The organism is Bacillus pumilus (assembly GCF_009937765.1).
Lineage (GTDB): Bacteria > Bacillota > Bacilli > Bacillales > Bacillaceae > Bacillus > Bacillus pumilus_O.
Genome location: NZ_CP047089.1, coordinates 53,203 through 68,744, shown reverse-complemented (window position 1 = coordinate 68,744; position 15,542 = coordinate 53,203). Strand labels below are relative to the sequence as shown.

The following is a 15,542-nucleotide window of genomic DNA, read 5'->3' as shown; positions in this document are numbered from 1 at the left end:
ATCTCGTTCAAGCTGAATTTACTTAAAATGATCTTTGACGACTTCGATCCATCTTTTGGCCGATGGCGATGCTACTTTAAATGACTTGAACGCCAAGTTGATTTCACGATATACGCTTGTCTCAAGTGGAATCACTTTCGTATGAGACATCTGCGGCGGCAAAATTAATGTCGGAATGATGGTCACTCCGAGCCCTTCTTGAACCATCGAAATGAGCGTATTGTTGTCTCCAATTTCAAATAAAACATGAGGCTTCACGCCTCTTTCTTTTAATAATTTCTTAATAAGCAGATCACAACCCGCCTTGGGCATAATGAATGATTCATCATGTAACGAGTCAACTTCTATCACTTTCTTCGTATTGAAGCGATGGTCCTCTTGCATAAGCACCACCAATTCATCTTGGAAAAGTGGAATGGTTTCGAATTCTCTCGATGGCTGCGTTAAAAAACCAACATCAATCGTGCCAGATGCAATCCATTCCTCAATCTCCTCATAACCACCTTCATATAATTCTACTTGGATATTGGGATACTTTTTGGTAAAAAGGTGGATCAGCTGCGGAAGCATTTTTGAAGAAAAACTAGAGAACGTTCCGATCTTGATACTCCCCACTTCCATCCCTTGAATTAGCGCCGCCTCCTGCTCAAGCAATGACGCATGATGAATGATTTGCCGAATATGCGGCATCACCCGCTCACCTGCATCCGTTAACGACAACCCGTTTCGATTCCGCCCAAGCAGCACAACCCCTAACTCTGACTCAAGCTTCGCAATATTGTGACTAACTCCAGACTGCGTCAAACCAAGCTTTTCCCCGGCTTTTGTAAAACTGCCGCACTCGACGACTGTTAGAAATACTTTGTATTGGAATGTGATCAGTGTGCTCACCTCACTTATTAATTCGTCGTTGCTGACGACGAAGACCTAGACGCTGCTTCATCAGCTTTCACACAATCAATCGCAACAACGAGCGCAATCATCACAGGCTCCATCTCATCTTTCAAAATATCAACCTTATAGCTGTCACCCCAAGTAAACCATTCCTTCTTCACCTGACCGATCACTTCGCCGTTTTGCAGCACTTGGAAATTCATGTCCCACCAGTTACCTTGTACTTCTACACCCGCGGCATCAATTGAATATTTTGCTTTAAAGAACGTAAACTCTTTTTTGATCGTCAATACCTCTTGACCACCAACTTCTACTAAAAACTTCGGTAAAAAGGTAAACATTTTCTTCGTAATCACAGCGATTTCATGTCGTTCTGTATTCAAAATGGTAAACGTCTTCGGCATCTTCATAAAGCTGCCTTCGACCACATACACATCGTTCTCCTGCTGATCCTTTACCGTAAACCTGCCGCTCAGACTAAATACCTTTTGCTTCATATAAAGCTGCTTCATAAATACCTCCGATTCAGTTCAAAATTTATCCGTTCTTCCTTTACCCCTGATTATACCAAAAAATATAATGTACAAAAAACCACCTGATAGCAGGTGGTTTTCGATTACTGATCCATTTTCAGAGATTCTTTTTCATGCTTCACTGGATCGCCAGCCTTGATCATGCATGTACCCGCTTTTAATTGTTTAATCGTTGTTCCATCTTTGAAGGCTTGCCAATGATTTTGTTCGATTGGATAGTTGGATATTTTGGTTTTGAAGGTGGCGTATGGTTCAGGTATTTTGTCCATCTGTAAGTTACCTCTCTAGTATTAGAAGATTTGATAAAAAATTGTATCAGAAGACACTCAAGTTATAATGGAAATATAAGCGATGATGAGAGGAGATACAAATGAAAATGATCACTTTTTTTGATTGGACCATTCAATTACAAGCAGACTTAACGGCAATAACAGATCATCATGAAAAGAAGATGGTCATTTTAGAGCCATCCATTGAACTAAATAGCATCATTTGGATGGATGACAACAACGAGCTACAAATCAAACCGACTTGGGATTGTGTCATTTCAATTGATCCAACCAACAAATCTCTAACAATCCGGCAAACAGAAGAAGTATTCGGAGAAGTGTACGAATGAAAAAAGCAGGAGGAACTATGAAGAAAATTACTTTTTATGATTGGACAGTTCACTATCCTGAACATGTCACAGCAGTCAAAGATGATACTGAAAAGAAAATGGTTTTTCTAGAACAGACTGTTGAATTTAAAGGAATTATCCGTATTGATGAGAATGATGGACTGCAAATTAAGCCGACTTGGGATTGTGTCATTATTATTAATGCTAAAAATATGTCTGTCACAGTTCGTGATGCAGAAGACGTTATAGGTTTGCCTTAGAAATAAAAAAGTCTCATTTGAGTGATTTCCCTCAAACGAGACTTTTTCTGTTTAGTCACCACAATTATTTAATAACCATTTACAAAGTAAGCAATGGTTTCTAGTTCATCTTCTTTCAATTCTCTGTTCACGTAATTTTGATATTCTATCGTGATTCTCTGTTGATCTCCACCACAAAGATCTGTGTATTTCGCCATCATCCGAAGCTTATCTGTTTCCTGACGAAACTCCTCTTTTGACCACGGTCTTTGGTGTGAAGGAATATACGTATCGGCATCAAAAGCATCTAACTCATCTAAAAGACGCAAGATTTCTTTCACCGTATAATGTACTTTTTCGGCATACATTTTTGGATAAATGCAATCACCAAGAAAAAGGATTTTCTCTTCTTTCACATACACAATCACTGAATCAGCAGCATGATCGCCCCCAACATGTTGCACGACACAAGTAACCCCGCCAAGATCAATCTCCATCCGACGGTCAAACGTGACATCCGGTAAAACCACCTGAATGTCTCGATGATTATGATATTCTTCTTTTATCGCCTTCGCGCAAAACTCAATCTCCGTTCCTTCCCTCACCCGCTCATCAATCGCCTCATCTGACCAAGAAAACGGAACAAGCTCCTCCATTTCCTTTCTGGTTTTTGCAGAAGCAATCGAAACCGTATCAGGCAGCGCCGGCAAACCAAAAATATGATCCCAATGCCAGTGAGTGAGGACAACGAGATCAGGCTTGGCGTTCTCTTGTTTTAAGGTCTTTTGGATGAAATAGTTCGCATGATCTTCTGAGTTTCCAGCATCGATCATTAATGTTTTGTTATTGCCTACGACCATGCCTAGGATGGGCCGGTCGGTGAGTGATATTGGTGTGATGTAGGAGAAGGTTTTGCCTATTTTTTTGATTGTGTGCATGGTGTGCCTGCTTTCTAATATTTAGATTTTATTCTCGTAGTGCGAAGGTAAACCGAATCCTATTTCTTTAATAAGTATTTGGCTAACTTTCGATCTTCTTTATCCTTCGTCTTCACAGAAATATGTTCAATCAATTCCCTTGTGACCCCTTGCTGCGCATACGAAGGAGACCATTCTCTTAATACACTTAAAGCATGATACTGTAAATTCCCATCATCTGATCTAAGTGCAGCTTGAATCAATGGCAATCCTACACCGTCGTGTTCATATAAATCTTGCACAATATATTGTAGACAAGCCAATTCATCATCTGAGGGGTTTGATAACGATAAATGTGTTTCTGCAAATGTACAAAGCTCTCTAATATGCTGGTGATGATTTGTGTCCATCACAGCAAAGTATATTTCACTATTTGCCGGATCTTTCTCAAGTAAAGCAAATAGATGTTCAATCACATCTAAACGATAAAAGAGAGCAATTTTAAGTGCTTGGGAGCTAAAACCCTGTTGTAACGAATCGATTGCAAGCTTTGGCCATCTACTGTCATTGATAAACGGTTGAACCACTTCCTGGACAGCCTTATAATCGCCCTGTGTCCCTGAATCATTCAATCGTTCTTCCCAAACCTCTTGTTCATCATTTAAAAACTCATTTATTTTCAAAATTGGATAAAAGTCCTCAATTGTTTGGCAGTGCTTACGAGCATGATGAATAAAACGGCAGAGAACTGAGCTTGCATTTGGATACTCTTCGATACCGTAGATAGAAACCTCATCTTCTAATAATGCTTGAATGATGAGGCTCGCTCCATCATATAATTCTTTGGAAATTTCATCTTCTGATAAAGCTGATTCCAGATCACCATGAAGAGCACAAGTATAGCCTAAGTATTCATTCATGATTGTATTTTTGCAGCCCTTTGTTAGTAGCCATCGTTTTATTTCTGGCGTCGATGCTTCCAATTGCTCAACAGCCGAAATCTTCCCCCATCCATCAACGGACTTTGCAAGACGCCAAACATGTTCGTTTCCTTGACTTGTGCCATTCTTCAATGCAAATACGACATAAGAAGTAAATTCTTCATGCATTCCTAATGTGAATAAGAGCTCTTTGTATTTTTCGCAGTTCGTACATCCCAGTATCATGACTGCAAATTTGACAACCTCCCGATGCGCTGCATGCTCAAGAAGCCATAACGCTTCTTGCTGTACAAGAGACTCATCCCATTGTGTTTGCTGAAATCGTTCAACTAATTCACTACTACAGCTCGCCATATTGTTAGAAATAATTTTTTCATATGTTTTCTTTCTTGTTTCATTTGTAGGATGATTCAGTTGTTTTTCAAAAAGCTTCAATAGTTTCTTCACATAAAAAGGGGCAGGTCTTTCATCTACATAATAATCAGATAGACCGGGAACCAATCGTGGTTCATTTTCGCCAAATAAATAATCTTCATCGGGTAAACGATCATCTACTATTTTAAGATGTGTTTGAATTTGTTGTTGAATAAAGGGAACGATTTTCTCTTTATGATCCCATGGTAGAAATTCTATCTTCATTGAATCATCTAAAACCGTTTCATGATCTACCTTCACCATACAACGAAATCGTACATAACCGCCAAGTTTAACGGACACCTTGTGTTTAGTACCATCTTGAAGTTCCAATATCCCTGACAATTTTGAATATGGAATTATATGAGACAATACAGTTTTTCGTTGCTTTTTATCAACTGTCACACCATCAATGATTAGTTGCTCTTCTTTTATTTGGTTTGTAATTTCTATAGAATGTCCTTTATATTCAATTTTCCATGTTTTATTTATTTCTTTTTCTACGTCTTTTATTACGTTACTCATTTCACGTTTAAAGTCAGCTTTAAAACTCATGGAAGTCTCCTTTAAGTAATTGTAGATTGAATATGTGATCGTTCCCAATACCTGCTGTAATCGTTTTTTTAACTAAGTTTTCATTATATATAATACGATATTTATTAAAAAGAGTCTTCTTTTCTTCTTACATGAAAAAAGGTATGGGAAATGAATGAATTCCCATACCTTTTACTATTTAAAATTATTGATTAAATGTCGGCTCTTTTTGCTTTGCATCCTCAAAATACTGAGTAAACGAAGAGACGCCTGAATAGGATATTGATAAGTACTCTTTAGCACGAGTCATTCCTATATACATTAAAGACACTTCTTTTTCTTGATCCTCTTCATACTTTAATGGCATTAGATCAGCTTTCACAATAAAAACTGAGTGGAAGTCAAGACCTTTACTACTATCGAGAGAACAAATTTTGACTGTCTCTTCCTCTGGATTGAACTTATGTTTGGTTGCACCATTTTCAGTTATCCAATTGTAAGGAATATTCTTTGTTTGAAATTCAGATTGAATCGCTGATATATAATGGTTATTATATCCCTTTATACGATATAAAATGGCCATTTCAGAGTAAGGTATGTTCTTTTCATTATGTTGATCCACTATTTGTTTAGTAATCTCCTCTATTTCTTCTTTAAAGGTATTACATCTTAAAAGCTCTACCTCTGGCCCTTTACGTTTCGTCTTTTTTGGAGGGATGATTTCGATTGTCTCTGTCTGTTCTTGTTTTAATTTAAGATCTAAAGCTCTATGGCTATCGTAAAATTTCCATCCAAAATCCACAATTTGTGACGTATTACGATAATTTATGTTTAAGATTCTAGATCTACCTCTAAAATCAAGCCCCGTATCTTTCACATAGCTTCTACTTTTCCGATAGATATCTTGCGCTCTATCTTCTACTAAAAGTAAAGAATGCGTCTCTGGATCTAAGCATAAGCTGATGAGATGCAGCCAGCTCCCTTCAAAGTCCTGTCCTTCATCAATTAAAATGGCATCATACTTTACAGGAGTTAAAGCATCATTTTCTATTTTTTCAATGTAGTCATCTATCTCAAGTTCTGAAATACCATGCTCTTTTTTAATCCAGTGATGAAAATTTAAAATTTGTATATTATTTAAATTTGGTGTTTTTCTATGATCGGATGTCAGAAAATCATCTGGTTCTGTAAATTTAGAATGAATCATTTGTTTAATATTTTGTTTCAAAGCTACATTGTAACAGAGTATTAATATCTTCCAATTCGGATGTTGTTCTGCTAACATTTTTGCTCGAGTCGCTAAGATTAAGGTTTTACCGCTTCCTGCTACTCCTCTAATTAGCCGATGTTTATCACCAATCTGTTTAGCCAAGTTTTCTTGATGTAGATCCATCGTTTTGATGTTCCGAAAAGATAATAACAGTTTGTCTTGGTAAGGGACTGGTTCAACATCTGCTCCAACGCGTATTTCTTTGTATAGATGATAACGAATCCTTTCTAATTCGTCAGATGATAGTGGAGTATTTAACTTGAAAGGCACATGAAACATATCAAACAATTTTTCTATTAAGATCTCAGGATCAAAATGGTCATTATCTGGATCAATCTGATCACGCGATAAAATAAAATGTGGATCAATAACCTCATATACTTTATTTTTTAAAAGTTGTTCTTCATGAAGCCGAGTGAAGACGACACCATAACCATAAGGAAACTTTAATTTAAACTGATATTTCCCTTCTGTATTGATTAAATCAATGTCTTTCTCAAGCATATCTTTTATTTTAAAAGCATACTCTCTTGATTGAACTAGGGGACTCTTCACTCTATGTAAATCACCAGAAGAATTTAAAATGCCCCAGGTATTATCGTTTAGCTCTCTTATTGTATTTTTGGTGTAATCTTTTACTTCCAAAACTAAAACTCCTAAATCAGGACCAATTATCACAAAGTCTGGTCTAAATCCATCGATATTAGGCTCAAAATGTACAATATACTCTTCGGGTAGATATTCCTTTAATGTTCGAAATAAAATTCGCTCTCCTGCAGTAGCAGTACTTTTAATACTTTCTGGTAATGTAATTGCCATTTATACTAACACCCCTCTATTATCCTTATAATCCATATATCGGAATAATCTGGATTGTTTTAACTTCGCATATTACATTAATAGGATTATTTAAGAAATGAACGTTAAGATGTTTGTTAGAAAGATAGATGATGAAAAATCAAAAAGCTCTTAAATTAATAATTTAAGAGCTTTTTGTATCTGTTACTTTTTTCTGCATTATATGCCAAAATCTCTTTTATTTTTTCATCTTAGTATGCCTCTTCTCTTCCAATCTTATATTCTTTACTATACTAATAGTTTTTTCATTCTCACTTCCGATTGCAGTGCCTTTATCCAGTTCTCTGTTTAACGCTGAGCGAGTGTGAAAATCCGCCCTTGCTACTTGTGAAACAAAAAAATCGAGGAGAAAGGACGTAAAATAAAAAACAAACCTCTATACAAAAACTGAAACTCACTAAAAAACAAAAATAGCACCTTCCTTATTGAAGAAGGTGCTTACTATTTCCTCAGGTAAAAACCTCATTTACTTATGGTAAAGTTCACTGTTTTTCATAAATAAGGTCTTTTCTAATATCAAGAGAATAGACATTTAAATTAATTAACTACCTTTCGATCATACGTTCAAATTCAGTTAAAAACTCATAATAGGCATCTTGATGTATACCAAGGTAATCTTCCTTTGCCATGCTAATTTCAAATAAAAATGCAATTAATTGTTCATATCCTACTCCAATTTGGCGAGGAAATTCTTCAATCCAATCATGATGATCCCTGCCATCTAAGCTATGAAGTGCGGCATTTATTCTAGTTAAATCTCTACCAGATATTTGGGCAAGTTCATTTCTCATTGTCTTTGCGATTCTTTTTAACAGTAATTCCGGTGCTACCTCCCCTGGGAGGTAAGAAAAATTCCATTTATATTCGCCTGCTTCAATCCGTCCACGCTCATTACCATCAAAGATTCCAAATAATTTAAACCAAGAACCGATTTTCGGAAAAATTCTAACTTCTTGTAATATCTTCTCTTTTGAACCTATATCAACAACATCATATTGTTGGACTATATTAGGATCGAATCTCCCTAACCAACATTTTGTAAATTCCCTCGCACATCTATCTTCTACGAGTATCACTCCTAATTTTTGAGGGTTTAGCCCAAGAGAATACAATGGCTCTAAACTAGTAGTTGGGATAGAAATTTCAACCGTTTCATCAATCCTATTTAGAATTCTTATGTGTTCAAATGGGATATTTTTAATAATGTTGGGAGAATGAGTGGTTAGGATAACCCAAAGCTTTTTTTCCACTGCAATCTTTGCTATTACATCCAACAAAGCCTCTTGAGAACGTGGGGCTAAATATGTTTCAGGCTCTTCCATAAGTACAACTGAGTTTTTGGATATCCTCTGTAAGTTCCATAATAGGTAATGCACGGAAATTTCTCCAAAACCCATTGCCTCAGATCCATATTCCACTCCATTACATAAAACTTTAAAATAAGGAACAATTCCATAATGCTCTAAATCCAATTCATAAATTTCACATTTTAAATATTCCTTACCTACAATATAAGAAATAAGAGAGTTTTCACTTTCATTAAGTATTTTAGGATCTTCAGGCTCTAGTAATTCATTTAAATTTGGCATATCTGAAAATATATCAATTAATTTTGGAGCATGAATGGCACTATCAATCCAAACAGATTCCACATCAATAATTTCTGGATCTGCCTCAATTGTATTTGAGCTAATATTTACCTTTCTTGTAATAGGCTGACCTGAATCTATAAACTCTCCAAGAAGTTCTGACCCTTCCAATTTAAGGTTAATTGATTTTTGGTTTAACAACCTTTCGGAAGTCAAGACACTAGAAATAGCATTGAGTAAGGTGCTCTTACCAACCCCATTCCCACCACATATAGCAGTAATGCCTCCCATAAACTCAATACCGCCACTACCAAGACCTTTTAATCTATCATATGTCACTTTTGAAATTTTAAACTTAAAAGGCTTTTCATATAAATTTCTCCAATGATCACTTGCTCTAGCTGTTCTCATATTACTGTTCCCCACTTAGAAATATCAATGAACTGATAAAGGTCTTCCTCAATTTCTTGATTGTTACCTGTATTTAAGTAAATTAAAAGATCTTTTAGCATTTCCGGATTTTCTATATTATAAAGTTCATAGTTCGTATTTTTACTATAAGAATAAAAATGTATGAAAATTATTAAATCCCGAATAAGTACAGATGAAACATCTGCAACCCTAGAACTTGATCTATCCGAAAAAATGCTTAATAATCTGATAGAAGTATTTGGAGATAGATTAAAATTAGTATTTCCATCCTTATAGGTACTCCTAGAAGCTTCAAAATCATATATAAAATTACCGATAGTTTTTATTTGTACATTTTCAACATCGTTAAATTTGGTTAAAAATAATAGCCAACTTAATAAAGTTGCTTTATTAAATTTTATATTTTTATTAAAAAAATTCACTGCCTTAGAAAAAATAATAACCGAGCTTTTAGCACGATCTATAGCTGATTCTGAAAATCCTTTTTCATCTCTAAATTTATCAGCTAGTATATTTGCAGTTACCTTTCCCCTCAAATTTCCAAATTCTAAATAAATACATAATCTTGCTATAACGTCATCATATGCCATTCTTGAATTAGAAAATCCTATTTCCTTTTTAGTTAACCCCAACTCATTAAATTGCTCAACTATTAATTTGACTTGCTCCCTTGCAGGTCCATAAAAAGCATTTCGTTGTTCTGCTGAGGTTAAATTAGTAGGTTGATTAAGTCTATAGAAAAGCTCTCCAGGTTCACTTGGTAAATAATCAGTTATGCTGTAAACTCTAATTGTAAATTTATCAAACTTTCTTTTCCAAACATCTGGTAATTCTTCATAAGTAAGACCATCAAGTTTCAGTATTTCATTATTGATAGGTTCAATTTTCCCATCTATTGAAAACTTTCCATTCACAAAGTCTCTTATGGCAACTAAACGTTGTTGACCATCCAATACATCCTGTTCACCACTTTCTTTTATTTCAACAACATGTATTGGTGGAACATGCCAATCCCTTAAAATACTGTCAATTAATTTTATCTTCTTTAATTCTCCCCAAACTTCCCCTCTTTGAAAGTTTGGTTGCAAATTAATATCTCTATCTTTAATTCTATTTACTATCGTTCGAATATCTGGATCAGATGGTATAAGCCTCATTTCTTGTCCTCCGAAGTTTAGATATAACAATATTATAATCTTTAATTATAGTTTATTATACATTACTTTCCATTTAAAATTTTTTGGTTCTTTACCGTAAGTGCTGGTTTATAGTAACACTGCTCTGTCGCAGAATGAGGGGTGATGCCTTGAGAATCCTAAAGAACAACCGAGAGTAGGAGAATCATACATGCACCTTGTTTCTCCGAGAAGGCGGACTGTTGCTCTGCGGAAAGCAACCGAAACCTTAATTAATTAACTTACTTAAGTCAAAAGTAATCCTCCCTACAGCATCCCCAGAGGTACTTATACTTTTATTAAATAAACACTCAATTGGAAAACCTCATCTACTTATGATAAGGCTCACCGTAATGCCTTTAAATGAGGTTATTAAAAAACCTTGGTGGAGACTAACCTCTACCAAGGTTCTAAAATTATTTTATGTTAGAAGATCTCTAGAACTACACTTAAATTAGAAAGTGCTTATCACTCTTCACAAAAACTAATGATTTCCTTCGGTACAGGTTCAAATATTAATACCTCTGGCTTTGGATAAGGTCTTTTTTTCAAATAATCTTTGAGCGGGACCATACTTTTCCAGTACTGCTCAATCCAATAATCAATCGTTTCTCCAGTATCAAAATTTAAAGCTTCCTCATCAAACTCTTTCATATCTTCATAGAATGCTTGATCATAAATAGAAAGTGAAATTTCACTATCAAATACAAATATCTTGTCCGTAAATATAGGGAAACAAAAAGACTCGGAAAAACGATTAATTATATCAGCGCCTATTGCTTCTTTGAAATTAATCCATTTAGGAATATCCGAAGGTCTTAAGTTTTCTGTTCTCTCTAATTTCACTCTTCCACCATTACTATATCTATGATTTGACTTCGTAGAATATTTAATGCCACTGTTCATGACTTCCTGCTGTGAAACATGAAACTCATGACTCTCGGGAAAATATGCATGGTATAGTAAGTCACTCATGTAATCACCTTCTCTCTATTTATTTCTTGGAACGTAAGGGAAGTGTGAACTTCTTGTTGGATCATCTAAGTTTTCAAATACCCTATGACTCCCAGTTGGTGTATCAGGTGTACTGATATTCCCATCAAATTCTTTATAATACTTGGTTATTTTATTGGGATTCGGATTATTAGGATTTGGCCAGTTTGAATAAGCCTTATCAGGATTAACCATTGTTTCTTCCCTTAACTTAGAAACATCTACATCTTTACCATATTGAGACCTATTAGGAGTTGACGGTCTACTTGAGTCATACATATGTTTTTCAGAATGTGGACTAACAAAATCTTTAGGGTTAGTACCACCATTTGGCTTTGTAGGTACTGGAGCATTCCCCTTAATCCCTATTTTCCCCGGAATCCCTCTCACCCCAAACGGCAAAATCCTTGCAAGTGCTGCATTCATACTCGCTTCCTGCTGTTCTTTTGAAACCTTGTTTCCAAACATATCTCGGCCCGTAATAGCTTCGCTGAATCCGTTTGTGGCGGTGAGGCCATATAAACCTTTTTGAGATGTTTTTAAGGCATCAAATGACTTTTGGGACGTCTTGTAGATGTCAACTGCCCTGACTGCGGCTGATGTGGCTTGGGTGGTTTTATAGACAGCTTTTCCCCCTTTGAAAATGCGTCCTGCCCAACCGACTATAGGGATATAACCCGCTGCTGCCATTCCACCTGCCGCGACACGCTGTCCAGCGGTGAGCTTCTCGCCCGTGATTGGATCAACGCCTGTTGCGGCACGTTTTGCATCGTTCACACCTGTCAGTTCATTAACGATATTTCCACCGTAATCGAGAGCTTTTTCATACCAAGGACGGTTGGCGAGGGCTTCTTGTTCCTTTGCGATCTCTCGGGCTTCTTCTTGTTCTTTTTTGATTTTGAGATATTCAGAAGTTTGCTTCTCAATATCGCTTTTTGCCTTGTAGATGTCGCTATTTTGATACGCTTTCTTGTCAAAATTCATAGGCGAAATCGCTTTTCCGTCATTTGTTGCATTCATCATTTCAGCGTACAATGCCATTGTAGCTTGTTGCTCCGTCTCTGACAAAGCATATTCATCTTTTAAATTTTGATCAAGCTCTCCCAGTTCTTTGACCGTCTTTTTTCGTTCATCTTCCGCATCTTCTATTTTTTCATCAAAGGTTTGACTATCAAATACCTCTAGAGAAATGAGGTCGTCTATGTCTTGAAAAATCGTTGTGAGTGCCTTTTTTTGATCCTTCACAATGCTTTTGGCATTCTTGATACCCATATGTACTGCATTGTCTAAAAAGTGCTCTTCTACAAAGGTATCGCCGCCAAAGTTTGTATCATCCAGTGTCCCAGAAACACCTTCATGAAAGGCTTTTTGCTTATCAATGAAGCTAATAAACATGTCTACATTTCCAGCAAGCTCTTTATAAAAGCTTTTAATGTTATCTGCACCTTTCCCAGTGAAGTCATCACCGAGGTTTGCGACACCTTGTAATGCCTTTTTTAAATCGACCATTTGTTCGCGAAGTTCCTGATAGTGTTTTGCTCTTGTATCCATGGCTTTTGTAAGTGCTTTTGCATCAAGTATTTTATTCAGGGAAAGTCACCACCCTTTATTTAATTCACATGTATTATTTTACCATCTCTATCTATTAATTGGAAATATTTCGAGTTCATTAACAAAAATAGCAAAAAGCCACACGCTAAAGCTGTGCAGCCTTTTGTGACTTTTAGGTTTTCACTGGATTCGACTTTGTCCTACTTCACATCATCTCTTAAGCTGCATAAGTTCAGCCAATACATCATCAGAGGTTGTCAGTGTTCTTGCGTTTGATTGAAACCCCCGTTGAGAGATAATCATCTCGGTCATCTCATCCGATAAATCTACATTAGACATTTCTAATGTACCTGATCTCAATTTGCTATCATCATTTGGATCATATTGCTCATCACCAGAACTTGCAGTTTTACGATATAGGTTTCCACCGATCTTGTCCAGTCCTGCTGGATTATTGAAGGTTGCTAGAACAATAGGTCCTGCTTCTCTTAATGTACCTTCATCACCGACAATCGTATAATAAACCGTTCCATCTTTCCCAATTGATTGAATATTAACATTTGGGCGTTCCTCTCCAGAAGTAGCATCCCAATCAGATGGCTTTGGAATCATAATAGATTCTAGAAGAATCGTGTTATTAAATGGTGGCAATATTTCACCTGTTTGATTATTTCTAGCTAATCCTTTAATCGGAACACCATCTTGATTCACAAGTACACCATCAGCTCCAATATAGAAGTTACCTGCTCTTGTAAATGTTCTTGTATCATCAGCTCCTTTTTGAACGATAAAATACCCTTCTCCTTGGATCGATACATCTAGTGTTCTTCCCGTGGTTTCAAGACTGTTTGGAGCCTGTTTAGTATGAATTGCACCTACAGATACACCTAATCCAACTTGTTTAGAATTCTTGTTTAATGAAGCAGTTTCCAGTGTTTGGCTCAGCATATCTTTAAAAGTAACCTGATCTTTCTTATAAGATACAGTGTTTACATTGGCAACATTATTACTTATAACATCAATTTTTGTTTGAAAGGCTTTTAAACCAGAAACACCAGAATACATTGACCTTAACACGTCTCTTCCCCCTCTGCTTTTTCTCGTAATGTGTCAAAAGGAACAAATACTTCTTTTGCTACCTTTGCAATGATCATATTTCCACTAGCATTAAACGAACCATTAATCACACCACCAGCAATTGGGACAAGTTTAATTAAGTTAACAGCACCTTTTGATCCGAACTTTGTTACAAGTCTAAAACCAACTTTTTGATTAATCTTCACTAGTAGTTGTCTAGGGACTTTGTGTATTGTAGTTACAACCAATTTTCCTCCTATAGTTAAACTCAATTTTTCGATTAGTTCTATTCCACTCTTTCCAATTAAACAAATGTATACAAATGTTTTCACTTTATCGTCTTGCAAGTCGTATCCTCTTAAATAAGCAATACACGCAATCATACGAATTTGATTATATAAATTAGTTACCATATCTGTTGGGACAGCAACAGGCAGAGTCATTACACCACCCACACCAGTTAAAAACCCAGTTGCACCGACTTTTGCGGTCTGCCAACGTATTAAAGCGCTTACTGCATCTTCTCTAGATCGATGCTTTTTCAAATAATCTTCCGCTAACTGCTTTGCAGAAAGTGAGGTTGAAAAACCATTCAATGATTTCTCAAAACACCAGTCAAGTAGCTGCACCATTTTGTGTTGAGTTAATTCTTTCCCCATAGAATTTACACCTTTCTATATCTAAATCATTTTCTTTAGCATTTCTCCATCAACTCTAAAATGAGAAGGAACCTGAAATTTTTCCGATAATACATCAATCTTCATCTCCTTCTGTATGAGAAAAACATTTGGTAAACGCTCTTTTGTTATTTTTTCTTTCAAAAATCCTGTAAGATAGAAAGAGTTTTGGTGTAATAGAATATCTACTGGTGCAAAGACTATCTTTCCCTTTTCTGAGCTTAATAATTGTATCCATTTTTTCTTTTCAATTGCCTCAGTCAACAATTTTAAGGTGTTCAATACTGACGTTGCATCTTTTTCAGTATCACATTCATGCAAGTACCTTGAAAAAAATTGAGTTGTTTGTTGATCTTGGATAGGGATTGAGAAGAGAATCTTTTCTAATAATTTTCTTGATTCATTTGATGTTAAGCTGCTACTGTCTAACACAATTTTAAAGAGAGCCATCATTTCACCTTTATGTAATTGCATACTCTCGTTTATTGATAGAGTATAGCCTCCTAAACGCCGATCATAGATGAGTTCTAATTGATAATGAAACCTTTCAATATAATATTTCAGATCAGCAACGTCTCTTTGTATCGTCTTGAGCGTCACTTGAAAACGATCTGATTCAACTTGCTTTTTAATCACTTCTTTGTTTAAAAGTTTTTCATACAAGAACAGCATCCGATTAGTTTTGTTTCTTTCAAATTTCAACACATACACCTTTTCTGCAATTATGTTGGTTGTTTTTTACTATAACCAAATACATGGACACAACATGTCCATTCCAAAAAATCATTAGACTGTTTAAAATTCCCCCATTCCCCCTATGATTCTGAAA

15 protein-coding genes are annotated in these 15,542 nt (G+C 35.8%); 2 read left to right on the top strand and 13 right to left on the bottom strand.

The window, feature by feature from the left end; translation table 11 throughout:
* Positions 1-18: 18 nt before the first annotated feature.
* From GPS65_RS00330 to GPS65_RS00320, 3 genes are all read right to left on the bottom strand, one after another.
* Complete coding sequence (locus GPS65_RS00330; protein WP_238389122.1) at positions 19-891, bottom strand: LysR family transcriptional regulator; 873 nt, start codon at positions 889-891, stop codon at positions 19-21.
* Between the two features lie 8 nt (positions 892-899).
* Positions 900-1,406 (bottom strand): LURP-one-related/scramblase family protein, encoded by a 507-nt coding sequence (locus tag GPS65_RS00325; RefSeq protein ID WP_119125632.1) that lies wholly within the window; start codon positions 1,404-1,406, stop codon positions 900-902.
* A gap of 104 nt (positions 1,407-1,510) precedes the next feature.
* A complete protein-coding gene (locus tag GPS65_RS00320; RefSeq protein WP_238389121.1) occupies positions 1,511-1,696 on the bottom strand; it encodes a hypothetical protein in 186 nt (61 codons plus the stop codon).
* A 101-nt stretch (positions 1,697-1,797) separates the two neighbouring features.
* Here GPS65_RS00320 and GPS65_RS00315 point away from each other — a divergent pair, with 101 nt between their 5' ends.
* On the top strand, positions 1,798-2,046 hold the full coding sequence (locus tag GPS65_RS00315) for a hypothetical protein (RefSeq protein ID WP_119125633.1): 249 nt from the start codon (positions 1,798-1,800) through the stop codon (positions 2,044-2,046).
* The gene (locus tag GPS65_RS00310; protein WP_238389120.1) at positions 2,043-2,306 is read left to right on the top strand and encodes a hypothetical protein; all 264 of its coding nucleotides are present in this window, start codon (positions 2,043-2,045) and stop codon (positions 2,304-2,306) included. Before GPS65_RS00315 ends, GPS65_RS00310 begins: the two co-directional genes overlap by 4 nt.
* 68 nt (positions 2,307-2,374) lie before the next feature.
* Here GPS65_RS00310 and GPS65_RS00305 read toward each other — a convergent pair whose 3' ends face one another.
* The 10 genes from GPS65_RS00305 to GPS65_RS00260 form a co-directional block, all read right to left on the bottom strand.
* A complete protein-coding gene (locus GPS65_RS00305; protein WP_119125634.1) occupies positions 2,375-3,223 on the bottom strand; it encodes an MBL fold metallo-hydrolase in 849 nt (282 codons plus the stop codon).
* Positions 3,224-3,282: 59 nt separating this feature from the next.
* Positions 3,283-5,112 (bottom strand): hypothetical protein, encoded by a 1,830-nt coding sequence (locus GPS65_RS00300; RefSeq protein ID WP_119125635.1) that lies wholly within the window; start codon positions 5,110-5,112, stop codon positions 3,283-3,285.
* 184 nt (positions 5,113-5,296) lie between these two features.
* Positions 5,297-7,180 (bottom strand): 3'-5' exonuclease, encoded by a 1,884-nt coding sequence (locus GPS65_RS00295; protein WP_119125636.1) that lies wholly within the window; start codon positions 7,178-7,180, stop codon positions 5,297-5,299.
* A 584-nt stretch (positions 7,181-7,764) separates the two neighbouring features.
* Positions 7,765-9,219, bottom strand: coding sequence for an ATP-dependent nuclease (locus tag GPS65_RS00290; RefSeq protein WP_119125637.1), 1,455 nt, complete (start codon positions 9,217-9,219; stop codon positions 7,765-7,767).
* Complete coding sequence (locus tag GPS65_RS00285) at positions 9,216-10,397, bottom strand: DUF262 domain-containing protein (protein ID WP_119125638.1); 1,182 nt, start codon at positions 10,395-10,397, stop codon at positions 9,216-9,218. The genes GPS65_RS00290 and GPS65_RS00285 overlap by 4 nt, the downstream gene beginning before the upstream one ends.
* 486 nt (positions 10,398-10,883) lie before the next feature.
* Positions 10,884-11,390, bottom strand: a complete 507-nt coding sequence (locus tag GPS65_RS00280; RefSeq protein ID WP_144459639.1) for a DNA polymerase III — start codon at positions 11,388-11,390, stop codon at positions 10,884-10,886.
* Between the two features lie 15 nt (positions 11,391-11,405).
* Positions 11,406-12,959 (bottom strand): ribonuclease YeeF family protein, encoded by a 1,554-nt coding sequence (locus GPS65_RS00275; RefSeq protein WP_234898357.1) that lies wholly within the window; start codon positions 12,957-12,959, stop codon positions 11,406-11,408.
* Between the two features lie 210 nt (positions 12,960-13,169).
* On the bottom strand, positions 13,170-14,036 hold the full coding sequence (locus GPS65_RS00270; RefSeq protein WP_144459638.1) for a flagellar hook-basal body complex protein: 867 nt from the start codon (positions 14,034-14,036) through the stop codon (positions 13,170-13,172).
* Complete coding sequence (locus GPS65_RS00265) at positions 14,030-14,695, bottom strand: EcsC family protein (RefSeq protein ID WP_144457307.1); 666 nt, start codon at positions 14,693-14,695, stop codon at positions 14,030-14,032. The genes GPS65_RS00270 and GPS65_RS00265 overlap by 7 nt, the downstream gene beginning before the upstream one ends.
* A 21-nt stretch (positions 14,696-14,716) precedes the next feature.
* Complete coding sequence (locus GPS65_RS00260; RefSeq protein ID WP_144457309.1) at positions 14,717-15,415, bottom strand: helix-turn-helix transcriptional regulator; 699 nt, start codon at positions 15,413-15,415, stop codon at positions 14,717-14,719.
* Between the last annotated feature and the right edge of the window lie 127 nt (positions 15,416-15,542).